Here is a 14,107-nt window from a genome sequence, read left to right as displayed (position 1 = left end):
CGTCGGAATCGGTGAACCCCATGGGCTTCTCACAGTCCATTGAGGACTTGGGAGAGTGCGGGGTAGCCGATGAAGACGAGGAAGCCCAGGAACAGCACCATGACCGGAAGCGACATGCGCTCCGTGGCGGCTTGGGCGTCGCCTTCGGCGTCGGTGAGCTGGTGGGTCCGCAGCGCGCCGGCTTTCGCGGCGAGCGAGGCCCGGACCTTCGCGCCTTCCGTGCCGGCCAGGCTCACCGACGCGGCGAGCTCGGCCAACTCGGTGACGTCGAGTTCCTCTCCGAGTTGGCGCAGCGTGGCCCACGGCGTGGTGCGCATGAGGCGGGCGGCGTCCAGGGCGCGGCGGATCTGCTCGACAGCCCATCCTTGGCCGATGGCGGCGGAATCGTTCAACGCGCTGTCCACTCCCGCGCCACCGGCCAGGGTGATCCACACCAGGTCCAGGTACGCCGACAACGCGTGCCTGAACCCGGTGCGCAGCTTCGCTGCCTCGGAACGTGCCCGCAGGTCGGGCAGCACGAACCCGGCGACCGCGAGGACGAGCCCGGAGATGATCGGGAACTCCACACCCAGCGGCAGGCCGGCCAGGGTGAGCAGCAGTTGCAGCAGCACCGGCGCGAGCAGCCCGCCGATGGCCAGGGTCGCTTTCTCGGCGAGGTGGGTGGCGACCGGGCGGCCGATGACGGCCAGGTCGCGGGTCAGCCGTTGTCCGGGCAGGCCCAGCGCGCGCAGCGGGGCGACGGCGGGGTGGCCGATCCTGGCGGCCCAGCCGGTGTCCTCGGCGGCCAGGATCGGCGTGGGTGGGTGTGGTGTGGTGCTGCGTGCCAGGACCGCGCCGAGCGCGGGGCGGGGCGGGATCAGCCACGCCGCCAGCGCCCACACGCCGACGCCGAATCCGGCGCCGAGCATGAGGGCGGTGATCACACTGGTCACGTCTCACTCCCGCCTTCCGGCGACCAGCGCGGCCTGTGCCGTGGTGGTGTTGCTGGTCGGGGACAGGAAACGGTCGGGCTGGGCAACGGTGGCGATGCGCGCGAGCCAGGCGAACCCGAGTCCGAAGAGGACACCGATGCCGAGCAGAACCAGCTGTCCGGTGACGCCGTCGTAGGCGGCGAGGTAAGCCCGGTTGAGGACCACCACCGCGAGGGCGAAGGACAGCGTGGTGCCGACGATGACCCGGACGCTGGTGCGGGTTCGGGTTCGTCCGGCTTCGACGCGCATCCGCATGGAGGCTTGTTCGCGGGCGGATTGGGCCAGTGAGGCGAGCAGGTCGGCCAGTTGCCGGGCCTGTTGTTCGGCGGCGAGCGCGAGGGCGGCGATCACCAGGTCGCCGGTGGGGTCGGCGAGTTGGTCGGCCAGCGCGCGCAACGAGGGCGCAAGGCGGTCTCCGTGCTCGATCCGGGCGGCGAGGTCGGTGATCTCGCCGCGGATGGCCGTCGGCGCCAGCGGTGCGGTCGCGAGGATCGCCTGCTCCAGTCCGGCCGCCGCGGACAGGGTGTCGCGCAGCATTTCGGTCCAGGTCGCGATCGCCTCGATCCTGGCGATACGGCGGGCATGTTCAGGGTCTCGGCCCAGGATGCGGGGCAGCGCCCAGACCGCGAGCCCGGCCAGCACCGCGCCGACGACCCAGCCCGTAGTCACCCCGGTCAGCACGCCGACCGCGACCGCCGCCCCGATTCGCACCGCCCGGCGCTGATCGCCTTGGGCGGTCTGTGTGCGGCGGGTTCGTGTGCGGCTGAGCCACCCCGGCTGGTTCGGGTCGCGTCCGCGCCACCCGGTGATGACCAGGAGGAGCCCGACACCGACGCCGAGGCCGAGCAGGGCGGACAGGGCGGGGGTGGCGCCGATCGTGGTGGCCGCGGCGGTCATTGGTGCCACCAGCCGTCGGGTTCCTCCAGGACGTCGGGGTGGAACCCGACGTCGATGAGATCGTCGAGGGTGTCGGTGCGCAGCGCTCCCGCGACCGGCCGGGCACGCCGGTCGGTGCCGGGACGGTAGACCTCGTTGCTGACGATCTGGGGGCCGTCGGCGCCGACGACCTCGCGGATCGAGGACACCACGCGGGTGGCGCGATCCAGCCCGCGGGCCAGATGCACGACGAAGTGCACCGCCGAGGCGACCATCAGGTTCGTGGCTTCCAGAGTCAGCCTCTCCGGGCCTTGGGCGGCGTAGGAGGCCAACCTCGTGAACGCGATCCGTGACGACGAGGCGTGCAACGTCGCCATCGAGCCGTCGTTGCCCTGGCTCATCGCGTTGAGCATCGGCACCAGCTCCGGGCCGCGGACCTCGCCGACAATCACCCGGTCCGGGCTCATGCGCAGCCCGTAGCGGACCAGCTCGGCCTGGGAGATCGCGCCCTCGCCCTCCACATTGGCCTCGCGTGCTTGGAAGGCGGTCACGTCGGCGTGGATCTCGGGGTCGAGTTCCAGGCCGAGTTCGAAGGCGTCCTCGATGGTCACGATGCGCTCCATCGGGTCCATCTCCGACGCGAGCGCGCGGAGCAGGGTGGTCTTGCCCGCGCCGGTGCCGCCGGTGATCAGGATGTTCTTCCGCGCGCGGACCATCGCGCGCAGGAACTGCTCCAGACCGGGGTCGATCGTGCCGCGAGCCCGCAACTCCGGCAGCGTCACAGTGAGGTAGCCGTGGCGGCGGATCGACAGCGCCGTCACCCCGCCCGCGGTCAGGCCCATCACCGCGAACAGCCGTTCCCCGCCAGGGAGCTGAAGGTTGACCGCCGGGCTGCCGTGGTCGAAACGCCGTTCCTGGCTCGACGCGCGCGCGGCGAGCAGCCGGACCAGGTCGGTCAGTTCCTCGTTCGTCGCCGCGATCGGCGCGACCTGCGCGCGGCGACCGTCGTTGTACTGGACGAACACCCGGTCGAAGCGATTGGCGTTGATCGTCTCCACGCTCAGGTCGTCCAACAACGGCTGCAGGCCCGCCAAGCCGAACAACTCGTTGACCACCTCGGTGATCACCCGCTGCTCGATGTCGCGACCGACCAACGGGCGGTCGTTCATCAGCTCGGCCTCGCTGTGCGCGGCGACCGCCCCGTCCAGGATCACCCGCGCCAACTCGCGGCGGGCCTCCCTGGTGACCGCCGCCCCCGTGCGACGTTCCTGGGCTTCCACCCGCTGCGGCAGCTCGGCGCCGAGCGTGTCGCGCAGGTGCTGACGCAACCGCCCCACAGCCTCCGAGTTCCGCGGGGGTTCGCCGCTACCAGACGGGGCGGGTTCTGGCCGGTGGTGGGGCAGCAGCGGGACGGGCGGCGGGTAGCCGTTGGTCTGATCGGTCACGATGCCTGCCCTCCACTCGAGCTGCCGTTGCCGCCAGGAACCGCATCGGGGTGCGGTTGCTGCGGTGATGGCGCGAGCCGCAGGCCGCCTGCCGCCACCGCGGTGGCGGGCACGCCGGGCACGGCCCGCAAGATCGGCACCGGCTCGTCCTCGGCACGCCCCTGGCCCGGCGCGACGGGTGCAGGTGCTTGCCGCGCGAGGATCGCCTCGGCGACCTTGTGCGCGACCTGGCCGAGCGCGGAGTGCGTCGGTCCGCCGCGGCGCCACCGCGAGGTTCTGGCCGTCCGTCCGCACAGCACGGCCGCGCCGCGCGGGTCGTCCGGTATCCGCCCGAGCGGTCGCACACCGAGTTCGCGGGCCACGTCCGTCGGTGAGTAGCCCTCGCCCACCAGCAGCATCTCCGGATGCGGGGTCCAGCGGCCGATCACCGGCAGCCGACGGGCCAGGTGGGCGAGGTCGTCGGCGTGGGCTCGGGTCAACAGGATCAACACGTCGGCGCAGCGCACGATCGGCAACGCGGCCGATCCTGCGTCGATCCGACCGCAATCGGCGATCACCACGCTGCCCGGCGTGTTCGCGGCCGTGCGCAAGATGCTCGCCCCGCTGGGCGGGTCGGCCTCAGCCAGCGCGGACAACGCGGCCCGCGCGCGGTCAGCATCCGATGGAGCGGACACCACCGCCAGCCCACCGGGCAGGGTTTGCGCTTGCTGCCACAGCAGATCCGGGTCCTCGTTGCGGCGGGCAGCAGCCGCCAGACTCACCAAACCGGGCGTCGACTCCATCGAGAACCGGATCCCGATATCCCCGCCGGACGGGTCGGCCTCCACCAACGCGGTGCGCACCGGGTCCGGCCACCGCGCGGCCAGAGCAGTGCAGAAGGTGGTCACCCCCGGCGAACCCTTGACGCTCACAACGGCGATCAACATCATCGACCCCCTGCCGCGAGCATCACGATCGAGAGCTGCCCCGCGGGCACCGCGGCGACCTGCCGAGCAGCAGCCTCGCTCACCTGCACCGACACCACGGTGATCTGCTGGTTCGGCGGGCTGGTCACGCTGGTGACCACCGCCGGCCACACCGTCGCCTCATCCGCGGTAGGCGGACTCGCGAGCCCCGTGCCCGGCTGGCCGGGCACGAACACCACCGACACGCGCACACCGGGCGAGATCTCCGACGGGAACTGACCGGACTTCAGCGACAGCGCCGCCAACGCCTGCCCCGGCGCCGGGACACCGGCCCCGCTCACCGACTCCAGCGTGAGCAACGCCCCAGCGGGCAGGCTCGTCGACAATGTCTTGCCCACCACGGTGGCCGCCTGGCCCACGTCCACAACGGACACACCGGGGCCGACGGAGACGCTGACCTGCTTGAGGTCCTGGACGCCCAGCACCTGCCCGACCGACACCGGCCGCGCGAGCGCCAGCACAGACCGCTTGTCCCCGGTGTTCAGCGAGACCAACAGGAACGCAGCGGCGCAGGCCAGGACGAGCAACGCCCCGAGCAGCAGGTGCGGAAGGCTGCGGCGCCGTGCCGCTCCGCGCAGCCGCGAGGCGGGCTTGCGGCCATCGGTGCCCCACGAGCCGTTCACCGACCTCACGGGCCCGTCCGTCTCCGTCGGGATGGTGGTGCTCACGCCGATACCTCCTCCAGGCATGGGGGTAGTGCGCCGCGTCGCCGAGGGTTTCAGCGAGCGGTGGATCGTGGTGGTGTTCGTGTTGTGTTGTGAAGGGGAACGTGATGCCCGCGAAAGCGGGTCAGCCGCCGCCGTTATTCAGGGCTTGGGACTCCGCGACCGTGAAAGCCGCGTTGCCAGTCGTGGTCAGGTCCGGGAAGGTCCCGGATTGACCCGCGCCGGACCAATTAACCGTCCAATGCACTCTCGCGGCCACCGGGTACTTCTGGCCGGGCTGGCCGGCCGACGAGTGGCGATAGGTGTGACCGCAATCCGGCGAGGGCGACTTCGGGTCCGTGCCCGAACGGAACGCGGTCCCCGCGCCGCTGCAGGTGACCGTGCCGCCGTCCCCCATCGCCCACGTGACCGAGGTCGGCCTCGCGACCGCAGTGACCGACACGCCCGGCACCGCAGCGGTCGCCGACACCAGCCCCCACCCGCTTGACAGCCACATCCAGGTCGGCAGATTCACCAACTGGTCCGCGGCGGGATTCGCCGCGATCGTCGGCGTCGGCAGTCGCAACTGCTTGCGCGCCATCGCCGCCAACTCGGCGGGCGAGGGCAACAGCGCCGCACCCGGCTGCTGGCCGTCGGCGATCCATACCGGCGGCCGGAACAACCCGTCAGCGACACCCGCTGTCGAGCACTTCCACAGGTACCACGCACCCGGCTGACCCGGCACCGGCTGGGCCGCAGCGCGAGCCGCCACCACACCACCCGCCACCGGGCGCGTGAAGACAGCCGGTTGCACGCCGCCGCCCGTGTCCAGCGGCTTGGTGAAGGCGATCGTGACCACCCCGTCCGACGGCGGCTGGTAGTCGCTCTTGACGTAGGAGCAGCTCGCCAGGTTCGAGTCGCCGCCGATGATCACGTCCCCGGTGCCGCGCTGGCCATTGCCAGAGTCGCCCGAGCCCGGACGGTCCGGCACCTGGTTGCCCTTGCCCGCTGTATTACCCGGCTTGCTGTCTCCGCCGCCCTTGCCCGCGCCGAGGTCACAGACTGGGGCTGGCATTTGGTTGCAAGTGGTGTTGCCATAGCCGCCGTCAGCAAACGCCGGAGCCACACCGCATATGCCGCCGACTACCACCAGTCCTGTCACGATCGAGACGCTTCGTAGTCTCAGCATGTCCCCGCCTCGTGGACGCCGTACTCCGACACCTTCCATGATCCGTCCGCCTGCTTCAGGACGATGGCGTTGATGAGGTGTCGGCCGCCCGGAGTGTCGTTGGCGAGTTGCCCGGTGGCGGCCTTGTACTTCAACCAGCGCGAATCGTCGGAGCAGTCCGTGATCACGATCTTGTTCGGGTTGTCGGAAGGCTCGACAGAGGACACTGCAGGCTCGTAGGTGGGTTCGCCCTTGGTCACCAAGCCGTTGGCGTGATCGGCGTACAACGACCGTGACATGTTCGTCAGCGCGACCCCCGTCGCATACCGACCCAGCGTCGGCGACTGCCAGTCCGAGGTGGTCCCGGCCGCGACGAAGTCCTTCCACATGCCCCGATAGGCGATGAGCGCGTCCTGCTTGGCCTTGTCCACAATGGACAACATGATGATCGGAGGCGCCGAGGTCTGTGTTTGCCCGGCCGGTGGGGTTGTGCCGGGCGACGGGTTCGCCGCGCCGGGACCACAGCCGGCCACCGCCGCTATCGCGAGGCCCAACAGGGAGTTCACCGTTGTCCGGCGAACCCCGCTGGCTAGTACCTTTTCCGTCACAAGCCACCCCCTGGTACGACAGAGAACATCAGCCGAATGCCACACTTCACTAACTCCAGCAGGTCTACACCATGCACCCTCACTCACTTCAACGTTCGCAAGCACGGACCTTGAGGTAGGAATGATCCGTTGGACGAAAGTTCACCCTTTTGGGCGACCATCACTCGCTGTGCATGTCACGAGCAGTCAGTCCTCCGTTCGGGATGGATGTTTTGTCTCCCAGTCGAAGCGGCCGGCGTCGGTGAGATCCCGGGCAGCCGTGATGTGAGAGAAAACAGCCTCGGGTAACGATTGCGCGCGACGAAGGGCAGCGTGGAGGGTGTGGTAAGGACCGGACTCGAGTTCGATGCGAAGTCTGTCACGCAGATCGATCTCGATCAGCTTCAATTCCCATGACTGCATCAGCATCACCGCTTCGCATATGTAGGCTTCAATTTCCCCCACGGTGTCGTCTACCTTCGCCAGCTGCGAACGAGCCAACGTGAGATCAATCCCGGCCGCACAAGCGGGCGAGTCGGCTACAATGACGCGCAGCCTGCGGGTCTTGGCGACGGTCTCCACCGCATCCCACGCGACCTGATGGATGTCATGCAACTGTTGAGCGCTGAGCCATACTGCGGCGGAGCTGGTGTGCATCGAGTGCACCGAGTCAATGATTCGGTGCACCGAGTGCGCGACCCGTGGCTCCAAACCGACAAAGTCGTGGGTATGGTAGAAGAACTCCCCGCATACCTGCTCCAGGAAGCAGGAAGCGTGCTGGTGGTCCGTGTCCATGTACCGGTAGTCGACACTGATTCTGAGCACATTGATGCCGACGGCCAAGGCGCCACCGAGCAGGCACAACCACCCGATCGCCGTCGGGATCACGCTGACGCCCATCACGACGACCGCGGTTCCGAGCACGACATGGATCGACGAGGACGACGACACTGATTCCGCCAATGCGCGGCGCCGCACCATGTTGTAGTCGAGCCCAGGTCGCCAGAGCATCAGGGCAGCGCCCGCCCGAAACTGCCCTTCGGTAACCGGTGACCCGTTCATGTGTACCCCCTTGATCCCCTCAAGTTGATCTCGCTCGACCTTGTTTGAGGGTTGCGCTCTTTTAGAACAGGTGGACCAACAGCCGCTGGCCGCGGTCGTGGATTTGGGCGGCCTCTGTAGAAATCGGTGGTCGCCCGGTGTTGTCGACATCGGGCGACCACGTGCGCCAAGAGGCCGAATCGAGTGATCAGATGGTGGGCTGGCTTGCCCCGCAGTAACGGCTGCCGTCGGGCCTGATGATTACCCGGGGCCGGTCGGGGATGTAGTAGGCGTTGGTGACGATGTGCTTGCCGTCGCGCCAGAAGGGGATGTTCTCCCACGGCTCGACACACAGACGATGGCTCGCGCCGTTGCTCCAATGAATTCTGATCATGATGAAACTGTTGGCACAGTGACGATAGCGCGAGGTCGTGCCAGCGGGATCGTGGTTGGTTCGGAACCAACCACAAGGCAAGGCGCCTGCTTGCTCACCCTGAGGCGGCGCGCCCGCGGTTACCGGTGCGCTGATCAGGGGCGCCAGAAGAATGCCCGCCGCGGTGGCTGTAGCTGTGAGCGCGTGTCGGATTCGGTTGGTGTGCATTGCGTTCCTCCCAGTTGGTTCCTTGTGTATCCGGTGAGGCGTGCGGACACAGTGGATCGTCACGCCGGAAGACAATCGTTCGTGGAAGCCGGATGGAGTGGCTATGGGGACCGCTCAACGATTCGAGGACTTTCTCTGTGTACGCGACAGCCCCCGACCGACCGCAATGTTGGGAAGGACGATCCTCAAAGTCCGTATGGGCGAATAGCCGCGTTTTCACCCGTTCGCGGGAACGGAAAGCGGAGCAGATTCATGTATCTCGCCAGCTGGCCGGATTGCCGCTGTCGGGATCTGGGCGCGCAGATGCGTAGCAGCACGTAAGGTCTGGTTGGCTGGGAAAGAGCTGGTTGACGGCCGACGGGGATCGTGTTTGGCGCGTTTCGATCGGGGCTACGCGCCGACGTGACCCTCTGACGCGGACGCGTAACGCTTTCGGGTGATTGGTGCCCGCTATGGCACCAACGACACGGCTCTCGCCTGCGATGCTGTGACAGGGAGCGAAGTGAGGGGGTCTGATGGGGCGGGTGAAGCCGGGAGAGAGTTCACCGTTCGGGCGAGCCTTGCGCCGGAGACGTGAAGAACGAGGGTTGTCACTGACTGGTCTCGCAGCCCTGGTGCATTACTCCCGCGGATATATCGGCAAGGTCGAGACCGGGGACAAGCCGCCGACCGATGAACTGGCGCGTCGCTGTGACGACGTATTGGACGCGGGCGGTCGCCTCCTCGGACTGGTCCCAGAAGGTGGGATACCACGGTTCGCGCAATTGCCCGCCGCGGCAGCGACCTTCGTCGGTCGGCGAGCGCAACTCGACAAATTGGAGAACGCGCTGACGGGTCCTCGTATGACGGGCACCCCGCGCCTGGTCGCGATCGATGGGCCTCCTGGCGCGGGAAAGACCGCAATGGCACTGCGACTGGCACACGAGATCAAGGACAAGTTCTCGGACGGCCAACTGTATGTCGACCTGCACGCTCACTCGCCAGACGGGAACCCCGCACGCCCGGCGACGGTGCTGGAGGAGTTTCTTCTGGCACTCGGAGTGCGGACGGGGAGCGTGCCAGACGGGGTCGAAGCCAGGGCGGCACTGTACCGGTCGCTGCTGGACGGGCGGCGCGCGCTGTTGGTGCTGGACAACGCGCTTGACACTGCTCAGGTCGAATCCCTGCTGCCGGCTTCGGACGGATGCGGTGTGATCCTCACCAGCCGGTGCAGGTTGACCGGCCTCGATGTGAGCCAGGATCACCGGACCACGCTGGGGCCGATGACCGAGGACGAGTCGAACATCCTCCTGCGCAACGTCATCGGCGATGACCGTGTGGACGAAGAACCCCTTGCGACCCAGGCGCTTGCGGAACGGTGCGGGCACTTGCCCTTGGCCCTGCGCATCGCCGCCGAGCGGGTGGCGACCCACCCACACCATCTCGTCTGCGACCTCGTCGCAGAGCTCGGTGATGAGCAAGACCGTCTAGATGCGTTGGTCACGGAAGACTCATATGCCATTCGTACGGTGTTTTCCTGGTCCTATCGGGACCTCAGCGGGGAAGCGGCCCGGCTGTTCCGCCTCCTGGGCCTCCATCTTGGGCCGCACATCAGCGCCGGCGCGGCGGCTGCGCTGACCGACGTTCCCACTGCCGTTGCCCGGCGGGTGCTGGATCGGCTGATATCGGTGCATCTGTTGGAAGGCGCCCCCGGCGATCAGTACTACATGCACGACTTGCTGCGTGTGTACGCAGCCGAACGCGCCGCGGCGGAGGAACCCGGCATCGAACGCCGATTGGCAGCACAGCGAGTGCTGGAGTGGTATCTGCGTACCGCATACGAGGCCAACCATGTTCTCGCACCGCAGCGTCCCAACCCGTCGCTACCCGAGCCGCGGTTCGCTCTGGCGCTGCCGGAGTTTCCCCGCTACGAGGACGCATTAGATTGGTGCGAGCGAGAACTGCCGAACCTCGTCGCCGCGACCCGCATGGCCGTCGAGCTGGGCGAGTACGAGACCGCTTGGAAGTTGCCCGCGGGGTTGTGGAACTTCCTCTTCCTGCGTAAACGGTGGAGTGCCTGGATTACGTCCCATGAGGTCGGGCTGGTGGGTGCCCGACAAGGCCGTGATCGACTCGGCGAGGCGTGGCTGTTGAACAACGTGGCCTTGGCCTACCGCGAGCTACGCCGCTTCGACGAAGCCCGAGTGCACCTGGAGCAAGCACTCGCGATGCGCCGGGACATCGGCGACCGAGTGGGCGAGGCGTGGACTCTGACCGCCCTGGGGTTCCTCGACACCGATTTGTGCCGCTTCGACGCGGCGGCTCAACGGTTCCAGGGCACTCTCGACCTGCGCGACGAGATCGCCCAGACCGACGGCGACGACCTCACGGCCCGTGTGGGCAATCTGCACCTCAAGAGCATCGCGTTGGCCAACCTCGGGGTGGTCTTCCGCGAACTGCGCCGCTTCGACGACGCACTCGACCATCTCCGATGGGCCCTGGAAATCTCGAGGGAGATCCAAGATCGCCACGGGGAGAGCTACACCCTGATCAAACTCAGCGACACCTACCGCGAGCTAGGCCGGACCGAGGACGCCCTCGTAGCCTCAGCGGAAGCACTCGATATCCGCCGCGACATCGGCGACCGCTGGGGTGAGGCCGAAGTGCTGCACAAGCGGGGGCACGCGCTGTTCGACAACGGGCAGCACGGAGAAGCGAGACAATCCTGGCAACAGGCGGCGGACATTTTCGACGAGCTCGGCGATCCCCGCGCCCAGGATGTGAAGTCCGCGCTCGCCCACGTCGCCGACGCGCGCCTGAGATCACCGCTCGACTAGATTGACGCGCCTACACCTGAGTGGGATTGATCAGGGTGTTAAGGAGTCGATCGAGAAACACGTCGGCATTCACGGTGGTCACAACTGACACCGGGCTGCGACCTGCCGCAAAGCTATTGGCGATATGCGCGTCACTGGACAGTGGCCGCAAATCGGCCAACGTCTGCCCCCGGGTATGGACACCGCCCAGCTCGACCCCCACGACCATCTGCTCGTAGGTCGCGAGGCCAGGATCCACCGTGATCGCGGCAGCCAACGGATCGTGCAACGTGGCGACGCGCAGACCGAACATGTTCGTGTAGAAGTCCACATAATGCGCCAGCACCGCCGCGGCGAACTGCGCCCGCGGCTCCGAGGACTCACTCAAGGCATCCAGCCACGCGCCGTCGGCCCGCGCGGCCTCGGTGGCGTTGAGCCCCACCGCTGTCAGAGTGAAGCCGCCCCCGAGCACCAGGTCCGCGGCCTCCGGATCATGAAAAGCATTCGCGTCCGCGTAGGGGGTCAGGTTACCCGGCACCCCGACAGCTCCGACCAATACCACGACTTTGCGCAGCAGGCGGGGAAGATCAGGTTCCAACAGCAAGGCCAAGGCGACGTTCGTCAACGGTCCCAAGGCCAGCAACGTGAGTTCCCCGGGGTTTGCCCGCGCCAATCGCACCAACTGCTCCGCTGCAGACTCTCCGCCCCAAGTCTGTTTGCCTAACAAACCACCACGACCGGCCAATCCGTCAGCTCCATGGACGAACTCTGCGGTCTGCAGAGGCTGGGCCAGCGGACGCCAGGCGCCGACGGCCACGGGGACCCCTGTCAACCCAGCGAGGTCAAGAACTTGCCTCGCGTTCACCGCGGTCTGCTGAGCCGACGCATTGCCGTGCACGCTACCCACCGCCACGATTTCCGTGTCGGGTTGCGCGGCAAGGAACAGCAGCGCCAGAGCGTCATCGATGCCTGGGTCGGTATCAACAATCAGGCGCACACAGCCTCCAGGAATTCCGGGCATAAGACCAACGGAAGATGCACGGCCGCGGACTGTCTCCCTCAAGAGTCGACAAGGTGCACCTCCCATCACGCGTCTTCAGGGCCCATGATGAAACACATGCAAACGGTAGCGGACGAAGCGGGGGGCCACTGCCGCCAATAGAGGGCTAACTTGCTGACTACTGAGCACTTCAGCCCGACCGGCTCGGGGGAACGCCATGAACGAACACTCGAACGATCGACGCAACGATCAACAAGTCCTGGTCAGCGCCGAGGGCAGTACCAGTTACTGGCATGGACTGCACGAGCTGACCCGTGTCCTTGACGGGGAATGGATACCAGCCATCCTTGCCACGTTGGCCCGCGGTCCGCGGCACTTCACCGAGATCCTCACCGAGATCCAGTGCACCGGGACCGGCCAACCCGACCCAAAACGGCGACTACATGACAGCATCCTCGGCCGGACGCTGCGGCGCATGGAAGAGAACGGCCTCATCACCCGGGACGAACTGACCGCGACGTTTCCCAAGTCCACCGTCTACGAGTTGACCACCTGGGCCACCATGCTCCTGTCAGGGCTCATCCCGGCTGTCTACTGCACAACCGAGATCCGGACCCGCATCGGCACATCAACTGGCTACATGACGGCCACGGCGAGGGCATGCTGAGGAAGCTCTGCTAAGCGTGCTTTCCGATATCAAACCCAGGACGGACCTGCTTCGCGTACTGGCCGGTATGGCAGTCCTCGGGCGTTTACTCGCCTTTGCCGTGGCCTGATCAGGGAGCGGTCACTGATGAGATTGTCAGTTGCGTAGCCCAAGAACGACCTTGATGACGAGGTCGATGACCTTGGCCTGGGGCTGTATTCGGAGCCTGCCCCGTTCAGCCGAGATTATCGGCGGTCAGGTCGGTGGAGCCGGTGCCGCGCGGGCGGAGCCGGGAGGTGAACTGCTCCACGCTCGCCTCGGTTTGGACCTTGACCACCAGTCCGCGTTGACCGGCAGGTGCTCGGTGCTCGGCAGGCCGAAACCTCCGCTGGACACGCGCCGCGGCGATCCCCCGGTCGGATGTCACCAGCTGCCCGGCCAGATCCCCAGCTTTGGAGGCAGCGGCAGGGACAGCCCGATCCACCGCAGCTCGCCGCCCTGATCGGAGCGGGCAAGCACCAGTTCCAGCGGACTTCCGACCGAGCCCGTCACACCGACCACCACCGCATCGACCAGCATCGTCTGACGGGCCTTCAGCCTTTTCTGGACTAACCCGCGCTCGCCATGATCGGTTATGGGCGTTTGATGGGGTTGATGCTGTGGCCGAAGAGTGCGTTGGTCTCGGCGATGGCGGTGGCGAGGGGTTGATCGGCGAGGAAGGCGTCGATGACTTGGGCGCTTTGGATCAAGCAGATCGTGATGAGCACCAAGTCTGGCCCAGCGGGCCTGTCGGCGTAGTTACGGAGTTGGAGAGTGTCGGGGTCGAGGTAGGCCTCGGCGCCCTTGGCGCTGGGATGGACGTGCGCGGACAGCATCCGATAGGGGGCGTAGAAGGCCTTGGCTCCGTAGCGAGTGCAGAGTGAAGCGAAGTCAAGCATCGTCTGCATGGTCCGATCGGGTCGGGTGACATCGGCCGGCATGGTCCACTTAAGAGCCTGGATCTCATCGAGCAGCTTCCGACGGTCCTCGTCGGCCTTCGCGGCGACAGCTTCCGTCGCGGCGTCGGGGTCGTCGATGACCCACTGCATCACTACGGCGTGTTCAAGAATCGATCGAACGCTCGGGGCTGCTTCATGGCCGCGGCCGTTGTCGTGGGCGAGCAGGACGAGCTTTGCGCTGTTGTTGATCCATGCCCACCACCCGAACACGGATCGGAACAGCTCCGCGCTGCCTGCTTGAACTCTGACCGCGCCCGCGTTGGTCAGGTTGTCGAACGCCTCGATCAGGATACGGACCGCCTCACGGGCCTGATCAGGGCCGATGGTGGCCGTCGGGTCGCTGGACTGGTCGTTGTCGGTGGTCATGGTT

Annotated in this window: 14 protein-coding genes; 2 read left to right on the top strand and 12 right to left on the bottom strand. The window is 67.1% G+C overall.

All coding sequences use genetic code 11. From position 1 onward, the window contains the following. Positions 1 to 29: 29 nt before the first annotated feature. The 9 genes from C8E96_RS13950 to C8E96_RS13910 all read right to left on the bottom strand — a co-directional run bounded on the left by C8E96_RS13950 (position 30) and on the right by C8E96_RS13910 (position 8,298). Positions 30 to 923, bottom strand: coding sequence for a type II secretion system F family protein (locus tag C8E96_RS13950; RefSeq protein WP_091374163.1), 894 nt, complete (start codon positions 921 to 923; stop codon positions 30 to 32). A 12-nt stretch (positions 924 to 935) separates the two neighbouring features. After that, on the bottom strand, positions 936 to 1,868 hold the full coding sequence (locus C8E96_RS13945) for a type II secretion system F family protein (protein WP_091373229.1): 933 nt from the start codon (positions 1,866 to 1,868) through the stop codon (positions 936 to 938). Next, on the bottom strand, positions 1,865 to 3,292 hold the full coding sequence (locus tag C8E96_RS13940; protein ID WP_228769808.1) for a CpaF family protein: 1,428 nt from the start codon (positions 3,290 to 3,292) through the stop codon (positions 1,865 to 1,867). The genes C8E96_RS13945 and C8E96_RS13940 overlap by 4 nt, the downstream gene beginning before the upstream one ends. Beyond that, positions 3,289 to 4,218 carry a chromosome partitioning protein gene (locus C8E96_RS13935; protein ID WP_091373226.1) on the bottom strand — a complete coding sequence of 310 codons (930 nt, stop codon included), beginning with the start codon at positions 4,216 to 4,218 and terminating at the stop codon, positions 3,289 to 3,291. The genes C8E96_RS13940 and C8E96_RS13935 overlap by 4 nt, the downstream gene beginning before the upstream one ends. Further along, positions 4,218 to 4,925, bottom strand: coding sequence for an SAF domain-containing protein (locus C8E96_RS13930; RefSeq protein ID WP_091373223.1), 708 nt, complete (start codon positions 4,923 to 4,925; stop codon positions 4,218 to 4,220). Before C8E96_RS13930 ends, C8E96_RS13935 begins: the two co-directional genes overlap by 1 nt. A gap of 121 nt (positions 4,926 to 5,046) precedes the next feature. Continuing rightward, the gene (locus tag C8E96_RS13925) at positions 5,047 to 5,976 is read right to left on the bottom strand and encodes a hypothetical protein (RefSeq protein ID WP_228769807.1); all 930 of its coding nucleotides are present in this window, start codon (positions 5,974 to 5,976) and stop codon (positions 5,047 to 5,049) included. A gap of 107 nt (positions 5,977 to 6,083) precedes the next feature. Beyond that, positions 6,084 to 6,500, bottom strand: coding sequence for a hypothetical protein (locus C8E96_RS13920; RefSeq protein ID WP_228769861.1), 417 nt, complete (start codon positions 6,498 to 6,500; stop codon positions 6,084 to 6,086). A 363-nt stretch (positions 6,501 to 6,863) separates the two neighbouring features. After that, positions 6,864 to 7,718, bottom strand: coding sequence for a hypothetical protein (locus C8E96_RS13915; protein ID WP_091373218.1), 855 nt, complete (start codon positions 7,716 to 7,718; stop codon positions 6,864 to 6,866). Between the two features lie 187 nt (positions 7,719 to 7,905). Next, positions 7,906 to 8,298 (bottom strand): DUF6355 family natural product biosynthesis protein, encoded by a 393-nt coding sequence (locus tag C8E96_RS13910; protein WP_133794441.1) that lies wholly within the window; start codon positions 8,296 to 8,298, stop codon positions 7,906 to 7,908. A gap of 515 nt (positions 8,299 to 8,813) precedes the next feature. Here C8E96_RS13910 and C8E96_RS13905 point away from each other — a divergent pair. Then, complete coding sequence (locus tag C8E96_RS13905; RefSeq protein ID WP_091373211.1) at positions 8,814 to 11,114, top strand: ATP-binding protein; 2,301 nt, start codon at positions 8,814 to 8,816, stop codon at positions 11,112 to 11,114. A 10-nt stretch (positions 11,115 to 11,124) separates the two neighbouring features. Here the strand turns inward: C8E96_RS13905 and C8E96_RS13900 are convergent, their stop codons facing one another. After that, positions 11,125 to 12,090, bottom strand: coding sequence for a nucleoside hydrolase (locus tag C8E96_RS13900; protein ID WP_228769806.1), 966 nt, complete (start codon positions 12,088 to 12,090; stop codon positions 11,125 to 11,127). A 220-nt stretch (positions 12,091 to 12,310) separates the two neighbouring features. Here C8E96_RS13900 and C8E96_RS13895 point away from each other — a divergent pair, with 220 nt between their 5' ends. Continuing rightward, positions 12,311 to 12,760 (top strand): winged helix-turn-helix transcriptional regulator, encoded by a 450-nt coding sequence (locus C8E96_RS13895; RefSeq protein ID WP_091373202.1) that lies wholly within the window; start codon positions 12,311 to 12,313, stop codon positions 12,758 to 12,760. A 402-nt stretch (positions 12,761 to 13,162) separates the two neighbouring features. Here the strand turns inward: C8E96_RS13895 and C8E96_RS33260 are convergent, their stop codons facing one another. Together C8E96_RS33260 and C8E96_RS13890 are read right to left on the bottom strand one after the other, a co-directional pair. Then, complete coding sequence (locus C8E96_RS33260; protein WP_166657988.1) at positions 13,163 to 13,318, bottom strand: hypothetical protein; 156 nt, start codon at positions 13,316 to 13,318, stop codon at positions 13,163 to 13,165. A gap of 53 nt (positions 13,319 to 13,371) precedes the next feature. Further along, positions 13,372 to 14,103: a DUF5677 domain-containing protein gene (locus C8E96_RS13890; protein ID WP_091373199.1), complete on the bottom strand. Its 732-nt coding sequence runs from the start codon at positions 14,101 to 14,103 to the stop codon at positions 13,372 to 13,374. Between the last annotated feature and the right edge of the window lie 4 nt (positions 14,104 to 14,107).

Source organism: Actinokineospora alba (assembly GCF_004362515.1).
GTDB lineage: Bacteria > Actinomycetota > Actinomycetes > Mycobacteriales > Pseudonocardiaceae > Actinokineospora > Actinokineospora alba.
Note: the sequence above shows the minus strand (reverse complement) of the source record. Positions and strands in the feature narration are given on the sequence as shown.

Excerpts from the sequence above, each read along its gene's own strand:
- C8E96_RS13915 (WP_091373218.1), bottom strand. The coding sequence starts at position 7,718 with ATGAACGGGTCACCGGTTACCGAAGGGCAGTTTCGGGCGGGCGCTGCC.
- C8E96_RS13895 (WP_091373202.1), top strand. The coding sequence starts at position 12,311 with ATGAACGAACACTCGAACGATCGACGCAACGATCAACAAGTCCTGGTC.
- C8E96_RS13925 (WP_228769807.1), bottom strand. The coding sequence starts at position 5,976 with ATGCCAGCCCCAGTCTGTGACCTCGGCGCGGGCAAGGGCGGCGGAGAC.
- C8E96_RS13890 (WP_091373199.1), bottom strand. The coding sequence starts at position 14,103 with ATGACCACCGACAACGACCAGTCCAGCGACCCGACGGCCACCATCGGC.
- C8E96_RS13905 (WP_091373211.1), top strand. The coding sequence starts at position 8,814 with ATGGGGCGGGTGAAGCCGGGAGAGAGTTCACCGTTCGGGCGAGCCTTG.
- C8E96_RS13910 (WP_133794441.1), bottom strand. The coding sequence starts at position 8,298 with ATGCACACCAACCGAATCCGACACGCGCTCACAGCTACAGCCACCGCG.
- C8E96_RS13945 (WP_091373229.1), bottom strand. The coding sequence starts at position 1,868 with ATGACCGCCGCGGCCACCACGATCGGCGCCACCCCCGCCCTGTCCGCC.
- C8E96_RS13935 (WP_091373226.1), bottom strand. The coding sequence starts at position 4,218 with ATGTTGATCGCCGTTGTGAGCGTCAAGGGTTCGCCGGGGGTGACCACC.
- C8E96_RS33260 (WP_166657988.1), bottom strand. The coding sequence starts at position 13,318 with ATGCTGGTCGATGCGGTGGTGGTCGGTGTGACGGGCTCGGTCGGAAGT.